Consider the following 20,073-nt stretch of genomic DNA (forward strand, 5'->3'; position numbering starts at 1 on the left):
AGACCGGTGCTTCCGAGTCCAAGGCCACGCTCGGCGCTGCCGGCAAGGGCAAGGGCGCGGACGAAGCCGCTGGCACCAGAGGCGAGTCCGCCAGGTCGGTGGTCGCCAAGACCCGCGCCGCCAAGCTCAAGGACGCCGGGGTCGACGTCAACAAGGCCCGGCTCGCCAAGGCCGCTGCCATCAAGGCCGCCGCGAAGGTGCTGACCGAGAATGGCACGGTTGGCGCCAAAACGACGACCGCGAAGAAGGCGTCTGCGTCTGCTTCCAAGGCTTCGGTGGAAACCGGTGCCAAGGCTGCGGGGTCCACGCGCAAGTCTGCCACCTCCGCCGCGAAGACGAAGACCGCGGCCATCAAGGTCGCCGACATGACCAGTGCCGAAAGCGAGGAGCTTGGCGCGCTCGCCAAATCCGTGAAGGCGAAGACCAGTAAGCCTGCAAAGTCAGAATCTACCAAGTCGGAGTCGGTGAAGGCCGCGAAGCCAAGGACCGCCAAGGTCGCAGCAAAGGCTGGTTCGGCTGAGACGACTTCCACCAAATCCAAGAGGGGATCGGTGAAGGCAAAATCCGCCAAGGCCACCAAGCCGACGGCGAAGTCCCCATCCGCTTCCGCCAAGCCCAAGTCGGGCGAGTCCAAGGCTGACGCCAAGAGCTAAGCGTCCCAGCCTTTCGTAGGTAGCTCCCATATGTCACGGCTATGTCCGGTTCCTATCGTCGAGTTTCTTTAAGCGATAGGCGCCGGACACAGCCGTTTTGCGGCTTTCCGTGGCTTTCCCGCGCTTGCTGGAACTTCCTGCCCTTAACGTTCCGTTCCTGCCCTTAATGCTCTGGTCCTGCCCCTAACGGCACATTTTAAAGCCTGAAAATGTAACAAAAAGGGCAGGATCGGTCTGTTAGGGGCAGGGAGGGGATGGTTATAGGCCAACACATTTGGTTTATGGTCGGGGTTTCGTTTTTGCGGCTTTTCCGCGTTTGCTGGAACTTCCTGCCCTTAATGTTCCGTTCCTGCCCTTAACGGCACATTTTAAAGCCTGAAAATGTATCAAAAAGGGCAGGATCGGTCTGTTAGGGGCAGGGAGGGGATGGTTATAGGCCAACATATTTGGTTTATGGTCGGGGTTTCGCTTCGGGTGTTTCGATGCATTTAAATAAGGCAAAACGTCAATGTCTGACTTATTTCTGCGATATTTACGGTGTGATTGATTTTACTGTAGGTGGAATTGTGAAAATGGCTGGAAAGCCCTGTCGGCGCGTCGCGCGAGGCGATTGAACGACCGTAATTACCGATATTGGCGAAAGAACGCCGAAATCTCGATTCACGATTTTACACTCAACGGAGAGCGTACCCAGAGACAATAACGGCCCGCCCGTCAACTTGGTATTTGGGCCCGTGGCCGAGGGCTTAGACTTGCCCGTTGGTTTGTAAATGGGGCGTCGTTTTTCGCGCCCCGAAACGAAGCAAGCGCGTTGGTTTCCACTTTTTGGAGGGCGGTCATGGCGCAGTCGCGGAATCATGAATCGGCACGATCTCAGGGCCAAGGGCAAAGCGAATCGCGGAGCCAGTCTCAGCAATCTCGGCAGTCTCAATATCCTCAGCGTTCCCAACGTCAAGGCCGGCGTGAGGCTCGTATCGCGCGCGAGGCGACGGAGCTCAAGGGCAAGATGAGTTCCGTCGAAGGGGAAGCGGACGGCGAGACCCGCAAGATGGAGATCGAGACCCGCAAGATGGAGGCCGAGTCTCGCAAGGCGGCCGCGAAGGCGTCGGCCGAGGTGGCGAGGGCCGCCCGTAAAGCCCACGCGGAGACCTACAAGGTGGCCGCCAAGACGAAAGCCGAGTCCGCCAAGGCCGCGCATGAAGCCAAGGCCGAATCCGAGAAAGCGGCGACCAAAGTCGAAAGCGATGTGGCGGCGGCCGAGGCCGAGAAGCGCGCGTTGCTGCGGGCCGACACCTTCACCAACGCCCCTAAGGTCTCCCGCGACACCCTCACCCGCGAGGAGCGCCGCGAGATCGCCCGCCACATCCGCGCGCAGCGAGAGGAGGCCAGGCGGGCCACCAAGCCCTCGCGCAACCCCATCAGCCGTGGGTGGCGCAGGATGCAGGCCAGCCCCGACCGCGTGACGCTGGGCATGGCCATCATCGCCCTCGGCGTCGTTTACGGCGACATCGGCACCTCGCCGCTATACACGGTGCAGACCTTCCTCGCCGGCCAGGGCGGCCTCGCCAACATCGACCGTGAGGCGGTGCTCGGCCTCCTCTCGCTCGTCTTCTGGACGCTCATGCTCATCACGACGGTGAAATACGTACTCGTGGCGATGCACGCCGGCAACAACGGCGAGGGCGGCATCTTCGCGCTCTTCTCGCTCGTGCGGCGCTATGGCAAATGGCTCGTCATCCCCGCGATGGTGGGCGGCGCGGCGTTCCTGGCGGATTCGGTGCTTACCCCTGCCGTCTCGATCTCGTCCGCAGTCGAGGGCCTTAAGTCCATCCCCGTGCTGCAACCCGTCTTCCAGCAGAATGACAACCTTTCGCTGATGATCACCCTGCTCATCATCGTCATCCTTTTCGCGGTGCAATCGCGCGGCACCGAGCGCATCGGCAAGGTCTTCGGCTCGGTGGTGCTCGTCTGGTTCGCGTTCCTCGCACTGGTCGGCATCGTCAACCTGGGCGGCGACTGGAGCGTGTTCGCCGCCCTCAACCCGGCCTACGGCGTGCGCTTCCTCTTCAGCTCCCGCAACGCCGCCGGCCTCGCGCTGATGGGCACGGTCTTCCTCTCCACCACGGGCGCCGAGGCGTTGTACTCCGACATGGGCCACGTGGGTCGCGGCAACATCTACTTCACCTGGCCCTTCATCAACATCGCGCTCGTGCTCAACTATTTCGGGCAGGGCGCGTGGATGCTGCGCAACCGGGGCGACAAGTCGCTCGACGCGATGGGCGGGCTCAACCCGTTCTTCCAGATGATGAGTCCGAACGTGCGCTACGTGGGCGTGCTGCTTTCCGTGGCCGCCGGTGTGATCGCCGCGCAGGCCCTGATTACGGGCGCGTTCACGATGGTCTCCGAGGCCACCGGCCTCAACTGGATGCCGCATCTCCAGGTGCGCTACCCGGCCCGCACACGTGGCCAGCTCTACATCCCCGCCGTCAACGTCGTGCTGTGTATAGCGACGCTTTCGGTGCTGGGGCTGTTCAAGGATTCGGAGCACATCTCGGCGGCCTACGGCCTGGCGCTCACCATCACGATGCTCGCCACGACGATCCTGCTCACCGTCCACCTCTGGCACCGCCGCCATCACGTCATCTCGGTGTGCTTCTTCGCGCTCTTCGTCACCACCGACTCGCTCTTCTTCATCTCCTCGATGGCGAAGTTCCTGCACGGCGGCTGGTTCACCATGCTGCTCACCATGCTGATTCTCTTCATCATGGTCACTTGGAACGACGGCACCAAGATCGAGCGCTCGCAGCGCCGGCACATGCTGCCGCGTGATTTCAAGCCCGCGATCGCCCGCCTGCACGAGGACGTCACCATTCCCTATTTCGCCGACAACATCGTCTACCTGACCTCGGATTCCGAGATTCGGCGCCTCGACACGGACATCTTCTTCTCGATCTTCGCGGATCATCCGAAGCGTGCCCGCGCCTGGTGGGCCGTGTCCGTGCAGACCACGGACGACCCGTTCACGCGCGAATACTCGGTGGAGAACTTCGGCACGGATTATATCTTCCGTGTGCGGATTCGGCTTGGTTTCAAGGTCTCGCAGTCCATTCCCGCCTATATCCACCAGGTGATGCACGATCTTTCGGAGTCGGGGGAGCTGCCCCGGCAGACGTCCGTCTATCCGAAGGTCGACGCCGATCCCGACATCGGCACCGTGCGCTACGTGCTCATCCACAAGGCGCTCATGCCCGAGTCGAAGATCACGGGGCGCGAGGCGTTGAGCCTCAAGGCCAAGTACGCCATCCGTCATCTCGCGGGGTCGCCGGTCAAGTGGTTCGGCCTGGCGCCGTATAACCCGGTGACCGAGGTGCAGCCGTTGTTCGTCTCCACCCGTCGTCCGCCGCGCCTGCAGCGCAAGGCGTTGCGCAAGACTCGGCGTGGCAAGGATGAGGGGCAGAGCAGCAAGCTCGGTTCCGCTAAATCCGAGGCTGGTAATCCTCAATCGGAAGCTGATGATACTAAAACCGAATCAAGGGTCACCAAAACGAAATCAAAAGATACGAAATCAGTATCACATGGTCTTAAATCAACATTAAGTACTACTACATCAAAAGCAAGTGAGACTAAAACAGCTTCAGATGGTATTACTTCAAGGATAGATGGCACCAAACCAAAGTCTCGTAATACAAAATCTGATACGAGTAGTACCAAACCAAAGTCAAATGAGACGAAATCGGAATCTCATAGGACTACTCTGACGTCAGATGCCATGACAACACGGTCAAGGAGCATCAAAGCCAAGTCAGGTGAGACGAAAACAGGGTCTCATAGGACTATGTCGAAAACAGGTGAGACCAAACCGAAATCAAGTGGCACTACTGCAAAATCTCGTGAGACGAAAACGAAATCAGATGGCACGAATTCGAGATGAGGTGATACTGACCAAAAGTCAGATACCACCAACCGGCCCTCCGCGGACTCGCGACAGACTTGGTTTCACGCGTTACAACTAACGTCTATGACCTTGTTTACGTAGGATTCACGCGGGGTTAAACGCGAGTCGCTATAGTGAGGGCTTATGTGCAGACTTCTTGGGTATAGCGTCAATGCGGCGCAGTTGAGTTTACGGGATTTGCTGGGGGCGCGTGACACCGCGGATTTCCGCCGTTTGAGCGAGATCCATCGCGACGGCTGGGGCGTGTCGATGGATTGCGGGCCCGGCGTGCGCGAGCATGACTGGGATGTGGACGACGTGCGCGCCTACCACACCACGATGGCAGCCTACGAGGACCCGCAGTTCGAGTCGCTGGCGGACGTGCCGGCGCTCGGGGCGCTGTGGCATTTGCGGTGGGGGAGCCCCGGCGTTCCGGGCGTCCTCGAGAACCAGCAGCCCTTCATACTCGACGGGCTGAGCTTTATCCACAACGGCCACATCGCCTCCGACGACGGCGTCAACGTGCTCGACAATCCGGATTTCGACGTGGACCGCGAGATTCTGGGGTCGATCAGCCTGCACAGTGATTCCGCGATCTTCTTCGCCGTCATCGTGCGGTTCGTGCGTGACGGGTTCAAGCTGCCCGAGGCCATGAGGCGGGCCGTCGCCAAGCTGCGTGAGACCTACCCGCGCTCCAGCTTCAACTGCATCGTGCAGGACGCCGAGAGTATGGTGGCGGTGCGCGCCGTGGGCCACGAGAAGACGCACGACGAGATCATCGATTTTTACAACGATTACGGCTGGACGGGGCAGGCCGAGGATTACGGCGTGATTCGCTATCGGGGGATTGACAGGGATGCGGACGGTTCCGTTGACGATTCCGCTTCAGCCGGCGCTCCCGCGAAGGCTGGTGCCACGAAGGGTGTTGTGGTGGCGAGCTCGGGGTTCCGTCAGCGCACCGACGAGGGCTGGCGCGACCTGCCCAACAACCACATGTTGGTTGCCTCCCGTGCCACCGGCGAGTACGAGATCGAGGCGCTCTGAGATCGTCTGAGACTTTCTATGGTTTTTGATAGCCTACGAAGTCCCTTGAGATTTCTTGGATTCTGGACATTTCCACGAAGCCCTTTGGAGGTTTCTGAACCGTTGCCCAGAGCGGAAGATTCGAGGTGCGCGGAACATTGCCCGCGATGATTCCCTACAATGGGACTCATGACTGGATTTGTTCCCACACTCGCGCAAGCCGACGAAATGCACCGGAAGATTGCGCCGTCCCAGGCGGCCTACGACCTCATCCACACCCATTGCGTCATCATCGCCACCATCACCAGGGAGCTGGTGCGGCGGCAGAACGCGCTGTTCACGCGGCGCTGCACGTTGCCGAAGGACGCGCCGGAGCTCACCGGCGACTTTGATCCGATGAACGCGGGGCTGACGGTGAAGGCGCAGTCCGGTTCCGGCGAAGAGAAATCCGATGGCGGTTCGACGGCCACGTCTTCGTCCTCGACTTCGGTCACCCCGGCTACGATCGCCAAGCATGTGGCGCCCATGGTGCCCCCGACCGAGGGTGTGCGCGGCGGCACGGTGCCCCCACGTCTGTTTGACGAGAACCTGGCCGTGGTCGGCGCGATGCTGCACGATATCGGCACCTATCTCGTGCTGAAGAACGACGGTTCGGAAGGCGGCAAGCTGCAATTCGACGGGCCGAACTACATCCTGCACGGCCTGCGTGGCTACGATTACCTCATCAGCCAGGGCGTCGACGAGTCCATCGCGCAATTCGCCCGCAACCATACCGGTGTCGGCCTCACCCGCGAGCAGGTGGTGGCGCAGGGACTGCCGTTGCCGCCGGCCGACTACGTGCCGATGAACCTCGAGCAGGAAGTCGTCATGGTCGCCGACAAATATAACAGCAAGTCGATTCCGCCTCGCTTCCTGACCGCCGAGGCCTACGCTCGCAAGGCCCGCCGCTTCGGTGAGAAGAACGAGCGCGAGTGGCGCGACCTGGTGATCAAGTACGGCGTACCCGATATCCCCGCCCTCGCCAAACGCTTCGACATGAAGTGCGAGGTCTGAAGCTTCGGGAGCCGGCTGACGAAAGAAAAGCAGAGCTGCAAAGGGAATCATACTGATTTTATTAGTAGTACTTTAAAGAAAATACGGATTATAAAACAAAGTTGAAAGTAATCTGTTATTACTAAAAGAGGTCACGATAATCGGTTCAAAAGAGACGATAACCGATTGAAGGATTACGGTAACCGGTTTAAAGATTACGATAATAAGTGCAAAGATTACGCCAACGCGCTCAAAGAGCACAATACATCCTTCAGAGACCACCTAACCGTTTTCTCGTCTCATTTTCTATCGCTGAATCGCGGGGAGCGGATGGAATGTTGGAGGTGCTTTCGTGTTGTCCGTGTGTGTGATTACGCCATGAGGCCGAGAGCGCGGCGGTGCTCGTCGGGGCTCCGGTAGCTCAGGTCTTGTTTGACCCGGGTGGTGTTGTGGTGGTGAGTTGTGGTGCGGCTTTGCGGCGTGGTGGTTACTTGGTGTGGCGGGGGCCGTGGCTGGTGTGTTTGGCGGCGTGGTGGAGCTTGGCGTGCGACGGGGCCGTGGAGGCCTTCGAGAGGCTGGTTTGCACGGTCGAGGTATTGTGGTTGTTGGATTGATGACTGGTGCTGTGGTGATTCGTCGTGTGGCGGCCAGCGTGGCGGTTGGACGCTGGTGGTCCACTGACGGTATGGCCGTTGGTGGTGAGGCCGTGGGGCGTCGGCATCGTGTGGCCGTTGGTGACTAGGCGGAGGCCGTGGTTGCGGCGGTTGCGGAGGGTGGTGGTGGCTCCGATGAGCATTACCGCGAGCAAGATGAGCAGGAGCTTGGACCACACTTGGGCTTCGCCTCCGGTGAGGGGGATGGCGGTGATGGGGTCGGTGATCTTCTTGGTGACCGGCTCGCTGGTGTTGATGCCGTCGCTGAGCGTGTATTGGACTTTCTTGGCGCCGGTGACGGCGATTGGCTTGGTGGCGGTGAACCGGCCGCCGGGGCCGGCGGTGACGGTGAGCGTCGTGGTGGTGCCGCCGCCGTCGGGCCAGCTGATGGGGGTGTCGGTGTCGTCGAGCCAGCTGATGGTCAGCGTGTCTCCGGGCTCCGCGACTGCCTGCGACCGGTCGGAGCTCATGGCAATTCCGCCGGCCCCGTTAGAATTGGCGTAGGAGCTTGACAGTCCCGGCGCGACCATGTCCGCGTTTCCATCCTTGGCTGCGGACCAATAACCAAGTGGGCCGCCGGCGTCCTTCACCCGTGCGGTGACGGTCACCTTCGTTCCCGTGCCGATCTTATCGGCGGCCTTTATGCTCGCGAAGCTGGGTGTATCAGTAAGGTCCGCGGTCCAGTCGCTGCCGTCGATGGTGGCGGTAGTGTCCGTATGCTGTTCGGTGCTGGTCGTGTCGGTCCAGGTGAAGCGCACGGGGATGGTGTCGTCGCTGCGTAGGTCGGTGGCGGTGCCGGTGGCCCGTATGCTCTTGGACCCTCCGCCCATGTCGTGCGGCCAGGTGACCGTGGCGACCGTGGGCACGGGCATGGGGTTCCATTGGGGTGTGACGGTCAGGAACCCGTCTTGGGTGAGGGTGTCGCCGGGGATGTGGGCGGTGTTGCCAGTGTCGATCCAGCTGAGACGACGGCTCGGGGAGCCGGTGAGTCCGGTTGATCTGGCCACGGTGCAGGTGCCGGCTCCGGTCCAGTCGAGGCAGGGATGGGGATAATCGCCGACAGTGCCGTCGGCGTGCGTGTACTGGATGCCTATTTTGGCGACGCCGAACCAGGTGGGCTGGGTCACCGCGGTAGTGAAGGCGTCAGAAGGGATGCCGTTGGATTGGAAGTGGGGCAGGGCGTAGGTGGTGGACCCGTCGGGGAATGTTGTCGGCTGTAATGTGCCTTCCGCATAGATGGTCTTAATGGGGCTGGTGGGGAAGACCGAGGTGCGAATCGATTGGTTGAGTTTCCCCGTGTTCGCGCCCAAACGGATGCGTTGCAGGTTAGTGCGGTCGAACATATCGGTGGAATCGGTCACGTGGCTTGTATCCCAGCCGCTCAGATCAAGTGTGGCCAATGACCAGTTGTTTTGGAACATGCAGTTCGTGTCGGTGAGGCTTGTGGTGTGCCACGTGCTCAGATCGAGACTGAGCAGTTGGTGGTTCCCATAAAACATGCCATGCATGCTGATGACGCTGCGAACATCCCAACTGGTGAGGTCAAACCTGAAGATACTGGAGCAACTTGAGAACATATAGCTCATGTCGGTGACGCGCTTGGTATCCCAATTGCTGAGGAGGGGCATGTGGGTCATGCCGAGTTTCTGGCAGTTGTCGAACATGTAGCCCATGTTGGTGACGTGGCTGGTGTCGAGGCTGTCGGCGGTGACCTTTTCCAGGTTTGTGCAGCTGCCGAACATGTAGCCCATGCTGGTGGGCGTGTCGCTGAGCGTCCAGTGGTCCATCTTGATGGTGGTGACAATCCTGTTGTTGTAGAACATGGCACCAAGGTCGGCGATATGGGGCAGGTTCCATCCGGTCAGATCGTATTCGGTGATGGTGGTGCTGGCGTTGGATTGTTGGAACAGGCCGTTAAGGCTGGTGGTGTTGCCGCCGTTGAGATGGGAGAGGTCCACGTTGGTGGCGGCCGGGGCCATCTTGATGGCTGCCGCCATTAGAGCCGCGGAGGCCTGGCTGATCGTCCAATTGGTCATCTTCAGCTTCTTCAACGAATTGCAATTTAGGAACATTTCCCTGGTGTCGGTCACTTTGGAGATGTCCCAGCCGTTCATATCCAGCTCATTCAGGGCGGTACCGTAAAACATATCCAACATGGTGGTCACGTTGCCGGTCTTCCAGCCGGTCAGATCGACACTGAGAAGGTTGCTGCAATTGTCGAACAAACCTTGCATGTTGGTGATATGACTAGTATCAAGATTCGGAGCGGAAACAGACGAAAGCGCAGTCATGCCACCGAACCAGCAATACATGCTGGTGACTCCTGGCTGGAGGGTCAGGTTGCCGATAGACAAAGATGCGACTTTGGAGAAGTAGCCGTTTTCCAACCAAGGGAGGTACATGTAATAGTAGTTTTGGCTGAGGGAGCCGCCGGTCACCGTCATTTTGCAGTCACCGTCGATGGTCCAGTCGATGTGGTCGGTGGCGGGGCCGCCGTGCGTGCTGCCCTGCCAGGTCGTTGTCGTTGGCGTGCAGGAGCTTTGCGGGCCGACCTGCGGTTGTTCGGCCGGATCCGCTTGGTGGATTACATCCGGTGGTTTGGCGGTCTGCGTCTTTTTCCGGGACTGGATGGACGAGGCCGTTTGGATTGAGTCCGAACGTGCGCCGCTGTGACTGGAACGTTTGGAACCGCGGGAGTTAGAGGGTGCGGAACTGCGGGAATCTGAAGGTGTGGAACTGCGATGTTTCGAATCGGGTTGGTGGTCGCGACGTGGGTTTGCGGACGGGCGCGACGGGTTGTCATGTTTCGACAACGACGAAAGCGACGGTAAGGAAATTGGTGAGAAGTGATTAGTTTGAGTTGGTGAGTTGTGATAAGAATTGGTCGTTAGGACTGCGGGGGGGGGTCGATCTCGGTGCTTTTTTGGTTGTCCACATTCGATAGGTTGCCGGTCAAGGGCGCGAGCATCGCCGCGCACGCGAGGACGGACACCACCACGTTCAACATCGGATAACCCCTTCAAGACACCGTTACCGGCCTTGCGACCACGTTTCCGGGTGCAACTCAAGAAAGGCCGCACTCGTGACGTATCGCATTGCCAAAGATGAAATAATATTATAACGTCCGAGTGACCACAGTCTAATTAATCTTGCGTTTGGGCGATAATTCGTCCGATGAAACCGCCGAATCCGTCCGATTCGTATGACCTGAAATCTATGTTGTGAAGGTGCTCCGACGGCCACTCTCGGCGTGTCTTACGTTTTCCGATGTCGAAAATTCCGCAACACTGAAAATCCCGTGATCCCAAAAATTTCGTGATTCCGAAAATTTCACGCCGTCGAAAAGTCCGCGACACCAAACATTGTTGCCGCAGCGTTCCCGCTCAGCCTTGCAGCGCCCACTGCTAGGCCGGCACGACCTCGATTTCACGGTATAACTTCTTAAAAATTTTTAGAAGTTTGCACGCATAGTTCTAAATTATTTTTAGAAGTGGGCGATGGCATCGTGGTCGACGATAGGTAGCGCAGGCGCCGGACCGCGCCCCGCAGCCCCACGCTCCATTCGAAATACGCGTCGACCGCGCGCCGTTTCTCATCCTCCCCATAGACCCCGCCAGCCAAGACCGAAACCTCCCTATCCGGTCTCCAACATTCCGTCCGCACCCACTGCGGCCAGCGATAGAAAATGCGGCGGAGCGCGCGACGTGGAGTCGATGAGGAAGTGGGTGGAACGGAATAAGAAAGCCCGCTAGCGATTTGACGCCAGCAGGCTTCCAGAAAATTACCGGAAACCTAAGCTCAGAACTCGTAGGTCTTGTCGGCGGCGGCGAGATAGGCCTCGGCCAGCGTGGGCTGCTCGGAATCCTTGTCTTTGCTGTCTTTCGAGCCAGCGTTAGTCCCAGCCTCAGCCGAGCCAAGCATGGGGCCGATGACGATGACGCAGTATTTCGGATCACGCGAATGTGCCAGCTTCGTCAGCAGGTTGAGCACCACCTCGCGGTCCTCGGGCTTGAGTCCGCCGGCCGGATCGTCGGCGATGATGACCGTGGGCTCGCACGAGATCGCGCGGGCGATGGCCACCCGGCGCTGGTCCAGCTCGCTCAGCTTGTTCAGCGGCATGCCGGTCGTGGCCTGGTCGAACCCGACCTGCTTGAGCAGCTCGCGCGCCCGCACGGGCACCGGCTTGAGGAACGTGCGCCCCGAGGAGCTCATCGCGAAGGTCAGGTTGGTCAGGGCGTCGAGGTCGCCGCGCACGTTGTGCAGCTGGGTGAGCAGCGCGACGCGGTGGCCTCGGATCTCGGAGATCTCGAGCTCGTTGAGGCTCACGCTGCGCACGGTGATCTGGCCGACGTCCAGGCGCAGGAATCCGCTCGCCGCGCCCAGGAACGCACGCCGCTGCTCATCATCGGCGTTCTGCAACAGGTAGAGGTTGCCGGCGAAGAACGACCAATTCACGTTGTCGAGCGCGTTGCGGCCCGTCTTGCGGTTTTGCAACGTGACGTGGTCGAAACCGAACGTGGGGTTCGGCTTGAGCCGGATGTCCGCCTCGGCGGCCTCGGCCTTGTCGATTTTTGAGGAGATGACGGTGGCTGGTTCGGGGGCTTTGGACTTGTCCTCGTGCGAGCTGAGCCCGTCGTCGCCCTCGTCGCGGAGCTTCAGCGTCTCGCGCACATGTTCGGCGTTCTTGCCCGCCGCCTCGTCGCCCACACCTGGCTTCGCCTTCGTCTTGGACTTGGTGGCGGAAGTGGTTTGGGCCTTGGCCTTTGACTTCGTGGTGGCATGGTTATCGGCTGCTTTGGATGTTTTGGCCTTCGGTTTGGCCGACTTTGTCGCGGACTTGGTCGCCTTGGAAGCCTGGGGCTTCGCGGCCTGGCCATCGTCCTCAGTGTCGGCATCCTCATCACCTTCGGCTTCGACTTCGTCGTCAGTCGCATCGTTGTCGTCGTCAGCGTCGCTGTCATCCTCATCGCCGGCGTCATCGATGTCAAGGATCGAATCGTCCTCGTCGTCGAACACGACGCTGTATTTCACCTCGTCGGCGTCCGACATCGAGTCTGTGGCCTTGCTCTCGGCCGTCTCATCAGCAGTGTCTTTGGCGGTCTTTTCGATCTCGTCGGCTTTTTTGGTCATGGCCTTGTCCTCGGTTTCGTCTTCGGCTTTGCCGTCATCGCGCTTGCTCATGCTTCCGCCTCCTCGTCCGATTTGGCATCGTCGGTCGTATCGTCGTCGCTCTTGTCATCCGAGGAATCGGTATCAGCGTCGGAATCGTCCTTATCGTCCTTATCCGCGTCTTCGTCATCCACCGAAACCGCAGTCGTGGCCGCACCCTCACGCGCGTCAAACACGGGCTCGGTGCGCGCGATGATAGCCCTCATGAAGGCCATAATCGCAAGCAGCACCACGAATCCGAGGCAATACCACATCGGCATCCAGCAGGCCGAAGTCACCTTCGTCGCATGCCCGGAGGTCAGCGCGGCCCCCAGCGGCTTCGAGGCGAAGGCCGCGGCCACGCCGCCCACAAGCAGACCGGGAAGTGTGGGAATCAGCGTCTCCAGCGCGAACTGCCAGCCGATGCGACCGCGCACCACGCCGATGACCATGTCCATGGCGATCTCGTCGCGCCGCCGGCACATGCTCAGCGCCACCAGCGCCAGCCCCAGCACGGCGCCACCCACGTAGATGCCGGTGAGCACGGGCTTCATCGTCGCGTCAAGCGCATCAATCGGCTTGAGCGAGGCCTTATAGTGATTGAGGTCGGGCGTGCTCATCTCGTAGCCCTTCGGCAGCTCCATGGTCTTGGCGGCGGCCGCGAAAGCGGTGTATTCGTCGGGGCTGCCGAACTCGAAGCCGACGTCGAACCTGGGCGCGCCCCAGCCGGTGGCCGAGTCGTCGTTCAGATTGTTGTTATTGAAAGCGTAAGGACCCACGTAAATGGCGTTGTCGCGGTTGTTCTTGGCGAGCTTCGCGTCGGCGCCCAAGCCCAGGGGAGCCGGGTCGGTGTAAGTGTAGATGCCGCGCACCTTGAGCTTGTAGACCTTGGTGGCGTCGTTGGGATTGGCGACGCTGAACGACGAGCCGAGCTTCAGGTGGTTCTTCCGCGCGAAGGCCTCGGAGACCAGGGCCGCCTTGCCGTCCTTCGACTTGTAGTTGAGCGACTTGCCTTGCGTCATCTTGAACTGGCCGGGGATGTTCACGGTTTCCGCGGCGCTGTTGTAAAGGCCATACATGGTGTATTCACCGCCGGTCTTGTCGGCGCTTTTGTCGGCCTTGCCCGCGATCGCCTTCACCGTGCCGGTCTGGCGCATCGGCATCGCCACGCTCATCGAGTATTGCGGCTGCATACCGCCCTGCTGGAGCATCTGCAGGTAGTCGTTATAAGTGTCGAGCGGCACGTAATCCTTGGTGATCGAGGAATCGGCGTTGCTCTCGCGCACGAACTCCTTGGCCGTCGGACGGATGACCGCTGTCGTCTTCTGCAGGCTGTAGGTCGTGGTGTGGGCCTTGTGGTCCTCGGTGCGCACGGCCGTCGCGAAGACGCTGCCGAACATGACCAGCATCGCGACCACCAAAATCGCCAGGCTCCGCCATTTGTGGCGCAACACCGTCCGCCATGCGTTTGTCAGTACGAACATCCGCTCCTCGTTTCCTTGCAACTTGCGCGTTACGCCCTGCGACGCGCACCCTTGGCGCCGTGGCACGGGACAATACCCGATGGTAGGCCGCAGTGTGGGCAACTCTCCCATTGTAAAATGGCGGGCTGGGCGCGTGCGGACGATAACCTGTATGCGGACTTAACATTCACCGGCGGGCCTCTTCCATCGCTGTCGTCGTTGCCAGCATAAATAGGCCCTTGGGTGTGAGTCAGTGGCTGTTTTGTGACACATAATTCTGATTCAACCATGCAATAGGCTCCTGAGCGCGTCTCAGTGGCTGCTTTATGGCGCATAATTTCGGTTTCGCCATAAATAAGCCGCTAGGTGCCCGTCAGTGGCTGTTTTGTGGCGCGAAATCTTGGTCTCGCCATTTTTGGGCCGCTGCCAGGGAGTGCTGGCCCCGCGAAATGCAGATTTCGTTACAAGTTGGGGCGAGGCGGGCGGGCGCGGGCCCGGTTCCGCTACGATGTGAGTGATGAAACGGACATGGAAACGACGGTTGCGCGCGCTGGCGCTGCCACTGAGCGCGGTGGTGGGGGTACTCGCCGCGTTCGGCATCGTCGTGGCATGGTTCCCCAACGCGAGTGGGGCGTGGAGTCTGCCGTTGCAGCAGATCGACGCTCCGGCGCACTACTACTTCATCCGCAAGATCCTGCGCGAGGGCGTTGGCGCCGCGACGCGCCTGTGGCCCAATGACGCCTACTATCCTCCCATGTTCCACTTGCTCGCCGCCGGCATCATCGCGGCCGGACGCGCGATTGGCGTCAACGTCAGCATCTATGCCGCGTTCAACATCGTCTGGCTCGCCACATCGGGCCTGGTGTGGCCCACGGGTATGAGCCTCTTGGCCAGCTATTGGACGCGCAAGGTCGATGGTCGTGCTGGGGAAGCTGGCCGCTCCAAAGTTGGTGGTCGTGGCAGGAACGGTGGTCACCTTAAGGGTGGTGAACGAGACGATCGTGCCGAAAAAGCTGGCTCTTCCGAAAGCCGCGTGGCAACCGAGAGCGATGGTTCTTCCGAGGCCGCAACTTCGCTGACATCTTGGCGCCCGTTCTCCTGCTGCATGATGATCATCGTGCCGATCCTCGCGGTCTCGTCGGCCAGCCATCCCTTCTATATGCTGGCGAGCGGGCCGCTGATCTCGTTCGGCCTCGCCACCACGCTGCTGCCGTATTGGCTCTATGTCACGCTTCGCCTGTTCGACGCCATCGCCTCGCGCCACCATGTCGGCCGCTGGCTCATCGCGACCATCCTGCTCGGCGCGCTATGTGTTTTCGCCCACCCACGCATCGCCTTCACCTGGCTGCTGTTGATGGCTCCGTTCATGCTCATGCGCCTGCCATGGAAGCTCATCGTCGCGGCGCTCGCGGCCGTGGTGGTCTGCGCCGTCTCGTTCTTCTTCTACATGATCGGCCACTACCATTCCACGCGCTACTTCGACCCGTCGAGTTGGTTCCACACCTACAAGCCCAATCGCACCGTCCCCGAGGCCCTGCGTGTCTTCGTCACCGACAATATCGGCGGTTTCGCGGGCGTGCTCATGGCCATCGTCGTCATCGTGGCGCTGTTGGTTGCCATCGTTGTTGCGGTGAAGCCGCGGTTGGCTGCGGGCTTGCAGGATAATGCGGATAATCAGGAATCTCAAAACGGCCGAGATGATGACAATGACAGCAGGCGTGAGCCGCAGTGGCTTGCCTGCGATATTCGAAACGACGCCATCTCGCTCATTCTCGCGTTCCTGCTCGTCGCCCTCGTCTATATCTGCTCCACCTCGCTGACCGGCTGGTTCCCCAACATCGTGGCCGCCGCCTGGTACCGCGCCGAGACCCGCCCGCTGACCATGATCCCGTTCGCAATCATCCCGCTGCTGGTCTTTGTCGCCTGCGTCGTTGCGCGAGTGGATCCAGTAATAATAAAGGATTTTGCTGGTTCCGTCTCCAAACAATCAGCCAAGGACCCAGCTCTTTCGACCTCATCATCCGACTCCCCGAACCACGTGTCGGTGTCGGCTCATACGGAGGAAGACGCCGATGGTTCGACCCCCCTACCTGAGGCCATCCCGCCCCGAGCGTCGTCGGAATCTCAACAAGGTGGAGAGTCCGTTCTTTTGGCGTCGCCGCTTCGTGTGAGCCATGTATCGGCGTCGTCGCAAGGAATAACCGATAAGGGCGCTGGGCGCGAAGTCTCGCCTTCTGATTCAACGCATCTTGAATCCACAACGTCGCAACGAATATTCGAAGCCGGCGCAGGTGGAGATAACGTCAAGCCGGTCGCTCGCAACTCAAACCGGAGCGCATTCGCCCGCAAACTCTCGCGTTCTGGTGGCAAGGTCGTCGTGGTCGTCGTGCTCGCGGCGCTTGCGCTGGCCTGCCAGTTCGGCAATGCGAACCGAAGTGGGCTGAGCGACGACATCGCCCACAACATGACGCTGACCGGCAAGCCCTACGACGAGCAGCTCACCGCCGCGAAATACCAGGTGCTGCAACAGACGGTCGCCATCACCGGCACCGACGCGCTCATCATCTCCGACCCGCTCAACGGCTCGATGTACGGCTCGGCCGCGTTCGGTGCCAACATGCTCTTCCCGGTCTACAACCCCATGCACGAGAAGAACGGCGCCATCTTCGGCCAGACCGAGTTGGCGTTCGGCTCCGGCGACCAGCGCCAGCTCGACGCCACCACCTGCCCGATCGACGGCGGCGTGCCCAAATACTTCCTCGCGATGGGCCCGCAGGCCCCGAGCCTCAAGATGTTCAGCTTCCGCCAGCAATACGACGTCTTCCACCGCCAGGACCTCATCGACGCCTACGAGCGCCAAGGCGCCCTCACCAAGGTCAAGGACTTCAGCTCCGCCGCCCCCCAGGCCAAGGACTGGGCCCTCTACCGCATCAACTGCGGCAGGGCGTGAGCGGTTTTGAGTCGTTGGGGTTTTGAGCTTGGATTCGGCAGCCTCGTTTAATGGGCCTTTCGATATTCGCGCGTGGAGATTATTCGGTGCATGGCATCCCTACAATGAAGGCAACGGACTGATGGCGTGGCGCAAGGCGTCAACAATATAAGGAGTTCATTATGGCATCGCTTGAGGGCAAGAAAGTACTGATTATCGTGCGCAACTGGGGCATCGAGGAGACCGAGATGACTCGGCCGCTGCGCGACCTGCGGGCGGACGGCGCGGACGTCACGTTGGCGGCGGCCGAGCCCGGCATCATCGAGACGGTGCGCCACGACCGTTACGTTGGCGAGATCGTGGATGCGGACACCGTCTATTCGGCGGTCAAGGCCGATGATTTCGACATGCTCGTCGTCCCTGGCGGCACCTGCAACGTCGACCGGCTTCGCGTCGACCCGGCGGCCCAGGCGCTCGCCAAGGATTTCGCGGCCGCGGGCAAGCCCATCGCCTCGATCTGCCACGGCGCCTGGTTGCTGGTCAACGCCGGCATGCTTAAGGGCAAGACCCTGACGGCTTGCCGCTACATCGCCGCGGACATCGAGAACGCCGGCGGCAAGTACGTCGACGAGCAGGTGCATGTCGACGACGCCGAAGGCTTCCGGCTCATCACCTCACGCAAGCCCGCCGACCTCGACGCGTTCGTCGCCGAGATCGAGAAGACGCTCGCGGAGTGAATATCCGATAGGGGCGCTCACACTTAAGGGCAGATATGATTGGTAAATCGGCGGAATTCCAAGAGTTCTGATTTTTTATCTGTGCTTAAGTGTGAGCGCACCTTTTTTATTAACTCAATATCACAGTCACAAAAGTGACAGATACGAAACCAGAATCGGCGGAAAATAGCCATTCCCGGTTTTGTATCTGCCACTTTTGTAACCGTGGTTTTAGAAGAGCGACCTCAAGATGTCAACGAACTCGACGATCAGGGCCACCAGCAGCACGCCGAAGGTCATGGTTGCTCCGGCCGCCGTGCCCGTGGCGACATCCGCCGCGCCGGCCTGCCCTGCCGCGACGATGGCGGCGGCGATGGAGGTACCGACGGCGCCCGCGAACTGCTGGGCGGTGTTGAAGATGGCGTTGCCCATGCTCTGCTCGTGACGCCCGAGGTGCGAGAGCCCGGTGGTCATGATGTTGCCGGAGCTCAAGCCGATGCCGAGCATGTAGAGCAGGTAGAAGCCTGCCGCCATGCCACTGCTGAGGTGATGGCCGAACATGAAGAAGCAGGTCATCGAGATGATGGCGCAGGCCCCGCCGAAGATGAGCGGTGGCTTCGGGCCGACGACGTCATAGATGCGCCCGCCGAGCAGCGCGAGCACGGCGCCCAGGGCCGCGCCAGGCAGCAGGGTGAGGCCTGCGATGAGCGCGGAGGAGTGGTCGGTGAGCTGCAGGTAGTTCGGCAGCACGAACGCGAGGCCCAGTGAGATGGCCTGGAGCAGGAAGAACGCGAGCGCGAAGCCGGAGAACCGCAGATTTTTGAGGGTGCGGATGTCGATGATCGGCGCGTCGATCTTGAGCTGGCGCATGCAGAAGAGCGCGAGCGCGACGATGCCCACGACGATGGCGCCAGCGACCTGCAGGCTCAGCAGCGGCTTGGTGGTCATGGAGCTGAAGCCGAAGATGAGGCCGCAGAAGGTCAGCGCGATGAGGACGATGCTGGGGATGTCGAACTTGATGTGGCGAATTTCGCTGCGCTGGTCGATGCAGGCGATGCCGAGCACCAGGGAGATGAGCACGATCGGCACCAGACACACGAAGATGACCTTCCAGCTGGTGTTGGAGACGACGATGCCGCCGAAGGTGGGTCCGATGGCCGGCGCGACGGCCGTGAGCAGGGTGCCGAAGCCCATCATCAGGCCGATTTTCTGTGGCGGCACGGTTTCGAGAATGATGTTGAACATCAACGGCAGCGCGATGCCGGCGCCGACGCCCTGGATTACGCGGCCGGCGACGAGCAGCGGGAAGTTGGTCGTTGCGATCTCGAGGACGAGACCTGCCAGGAACGAGAGATTCGCGACCATGAAGAGCGACTTGGTGCGGAAGCGCGTCTTGAGCATGGCGCTCAGCGGCACGACGATGGCGATGGTGAGCAGGTTGGCGGTGGTTACCCACTGGACGGTGTCGGTGCTGATCTTGAACTGGTCCATGAGCGTCGGGAAGGTGACGTTCATGGCGGTCTCGACGGTCACGCCGCTCAGTGAGAGCAGGCCGGAGGCGATGATCGCGCCGAAGACTTTCCCGGGGATTTTGCCGGAATTGTCCGATTTGGGATTCTGTCTGGTGTTGTTTGGTTGCTGACGCACGGTGGCGTCGCTATTGGTGGTTGACATGGATTTGTTGTGTTCCTTGTGATGTTGGTTGTTTCAAGATTTTTGGATTTTGAGTATCGGATGCTGATGGCTGCAAGCGCAAGCGCAGACGCGCGCGAATCATCGTGGCGGATGCATGTCGATGGGATTGTCCTCATCGTGTTCGCGGGCGAAGAACGCCAGCATCTGCCTGAACTCGTCAATCTGCTTGGGGGAGAAGCGACGCTCGAACTCGCGCTGCTCGTTGTCGATATAGCCGTGGATGGCCTTGACGCTCTGTTGGGCGCGGGGCGTGAGCTTCACGGTTTTGCGGCGCGCGTCGTTCGGCGACTGCTCGCGCGTGAGCAGCCCGCGGGCCTCCATGCGCTGCAGGGTGACGGTCACCGTGGAGCGCTGGATGTGGAACTCTTCCTCGATGGCATGCTGCGCCACCTTGCCGCCCGGCTGCGAGCTCATGAAGTTGATGACGGACATCTGCACTTCCGTGAGTCCATAGCGCGCGGCGAAGCGCCCGAGCTGTTGCGACATCCTGCTTGAGGACTGCTGCAGCAGCCGGCCGTAATTTTCCGGCCGCCCGTCTGGCGTATCGGTCATGTTTCACTTGCCTTCTCGACAATCGAGCCGGCAAAGTGGCCGGCCCGATGAAAATAATTCGTTAGCTAACTAACAAATAATAGCGTAGGTCGGGACATTAGGGAAAGAGCGCTCGCACTTTGGCATGAATCTAAATAGGAAAACGTTGGAAAATGGCCGATTCGTGATTTATATTTAGGTTAAAGTGTGAGTGTTCGTCAGTTCGGCATCGCATTGATGGGGAATGATGGAATCAGTTAGTGGTGAGAGTTTATTGGGAATCAGGCACACCCAAA

9 protein-coding genes and 1 pseudogene are annotated in these 20,073 nt (G+C 60.4%); 5 read left to right on the top strand and 5 right to left on the bottom strand.

The genetic code is table 11. From position 1 onward, the window contains the following. Window positions 1–1,659 precede the first annotated feature (1,659 nt). The 3 genes and pseudogenes from OZY47_RS00830 to OZY47_RS00840 all read left to right on the top strand — a co-directional run. Window positions 1,660–4,071, top strand: a pseudogene (locus OZY47_RS00830) (KUP/HAK/KT family potassium transporter); the annotation flags it as partial. A 699-nt stretch (window positions 4,072–4,770) separates the two neighbouring features. After that, the gene (locus tag OZY47_RS00835; RefSeq protein ID WP_277178070.1) at window positions 4,771–5,631 is read left to right on the top strand and encodes a class II glutamine amidotransferase; all 861 of its coding nucleotides are present in this window, start codon (window positions 4,771–4,773) and stop codon (window positions 5,629–5,631) included. A gap of 168 nt (window positions 5,632–5,799) precedes the next feature. Next, window positions 5,800–6,663 carry an HD domain-containing protein gene (locus OZY47_RS00840; RefSeq protein ID WP_277178071.1) on the top strand — a complete coding sequence of 288 codons (864 nt, stop codon included), beginning with the start codon at window positions 5,800–5,802 and terminating at the stop codon, window positions 6,661–6,663. A 466-nt stretch (window positions 6,664–7,129) separates the two neighbouring features. Here OZY47_RS00840 and OZY47_RS00845 read toward each other — a convergent pair whose 3' ends face one another. The 3 genes from OZY47_RS00845 to OZY47_RS00855 form a co-directional block, all read right to left on the bottom strand. Next, the gene (locus tag OZY47_RS00845) at window positions 7,130–10,108 is read right to left on the bottom strand and encodes a BspA family leucine-rich repeat surface protein (protein ID WP_277178072.1); all 2,979 of its coding nucleotides are present in this window, start codon (window positions 10,106–10,108) and stop codon (window positions 7,130–7,132) included. 985 nt (window positions 10,109–11,093) lie between these two features. Next, window positions 11,094–12,476 (bottom strand): ATP-binding cassette domain-containing protein, encoded by a 1,383-nt coding sequence (locus OZY47_RS00850; protein WP_277178073.1) that lies wholly within the window; start codon window positions 12,474–12,476, stop codon window positions 11,094–11,096. After that, window positions 12,473–13,927, bottom strand: coding sequence for an ABC transporter permease (locus OZY47_RS00855; protein WP_277178074.1), 1,455 nt, complete (start codon window positions 13,925–13,927; stop codon window positions 12,473–12,475). The genes OZY47_RS00850 and OZY47_RS00855 overlap by 4 nt, the downstream gene beginning before the upstream one ends. 496 nt (window positions 13,928–14,423) lie before the next feature. Here OZY47_RS00855 and OZY47_RS00860 point away from each other — a divergent pair, with 496 nt between their 5' ends. Together OZY47_RS00860 and OZY47_RS00865 are read left to right on the top strand one after the other, a co-directional pair. Next, window positions 14,424–16,856: a DUF6541 family protein gene (locus OZY47_RS00860; protein WP_277178075.1), complete on the top strand. Its 2,433-nt coding sequence runs from the start codon at window positions 14,424–14,426 to the stop codon at window positions 16,854–16,856. A 161-nt stretch (window positions 16,857–17,017) separates the two neighbouring features. After that, window positions 17,018–17,572, top strand: a complete 555-nt coding sequence (locus OZY47_RS00865; RefSeq protein WP_277178076.1) for a type 1 glutamine amidotransferase domain-containing protein — start codon at window positions 17,018–17,020, stop codon at window positions 17,570–17,572. Window positions 17,573–17,782: 210 nt separating this feature from the next. On the opposite strand, the gene OZY47_RS00870 is transcribed toward OZY47_RS00865, so the two are convergent. Together OZY47_RS00870 and OZY47_RS00875 are read right to left on the bottom strand one after the other, a co-directional pair. Continuing rightward, the gene (locus OZY47_RS00870) at window positions 17,783–19,225 is read right to left on the bottom strand and encodes an MFS transporter (RefSeq protein ID WP_277178077.1); all 1,443 of its coding nucleotides are present in this window, start codon (window positions 19,223–19,225) and stop codon (window positions 17,783–17,785) included. A 99-nt stretch (window positions 19,226–19,324) separates the two neighbouring features. Continuing rightward, a complete protein-coding gene (locus OZY47_RS00875) occupies window positions 19,325–19,798 on the bottom strand; it encodes a MarR family winged helix-turn-helix transcriptional regulator (RefSeq protein WP_277178078.1) in 474 nt (157 codons plus the stop codon). Window positions 19,799–20,073 lie beyond the last annotated feature (275 nt).

This window comes from Bifidobacterium sp. ESL0790, from assembly GCF_029395435.1.
Classification (GTDB): Bacteria; Actinomycetota; Actinomycetes; order Actinomycetales; family Bifidobacteriaceae; genus Bifidobacterium.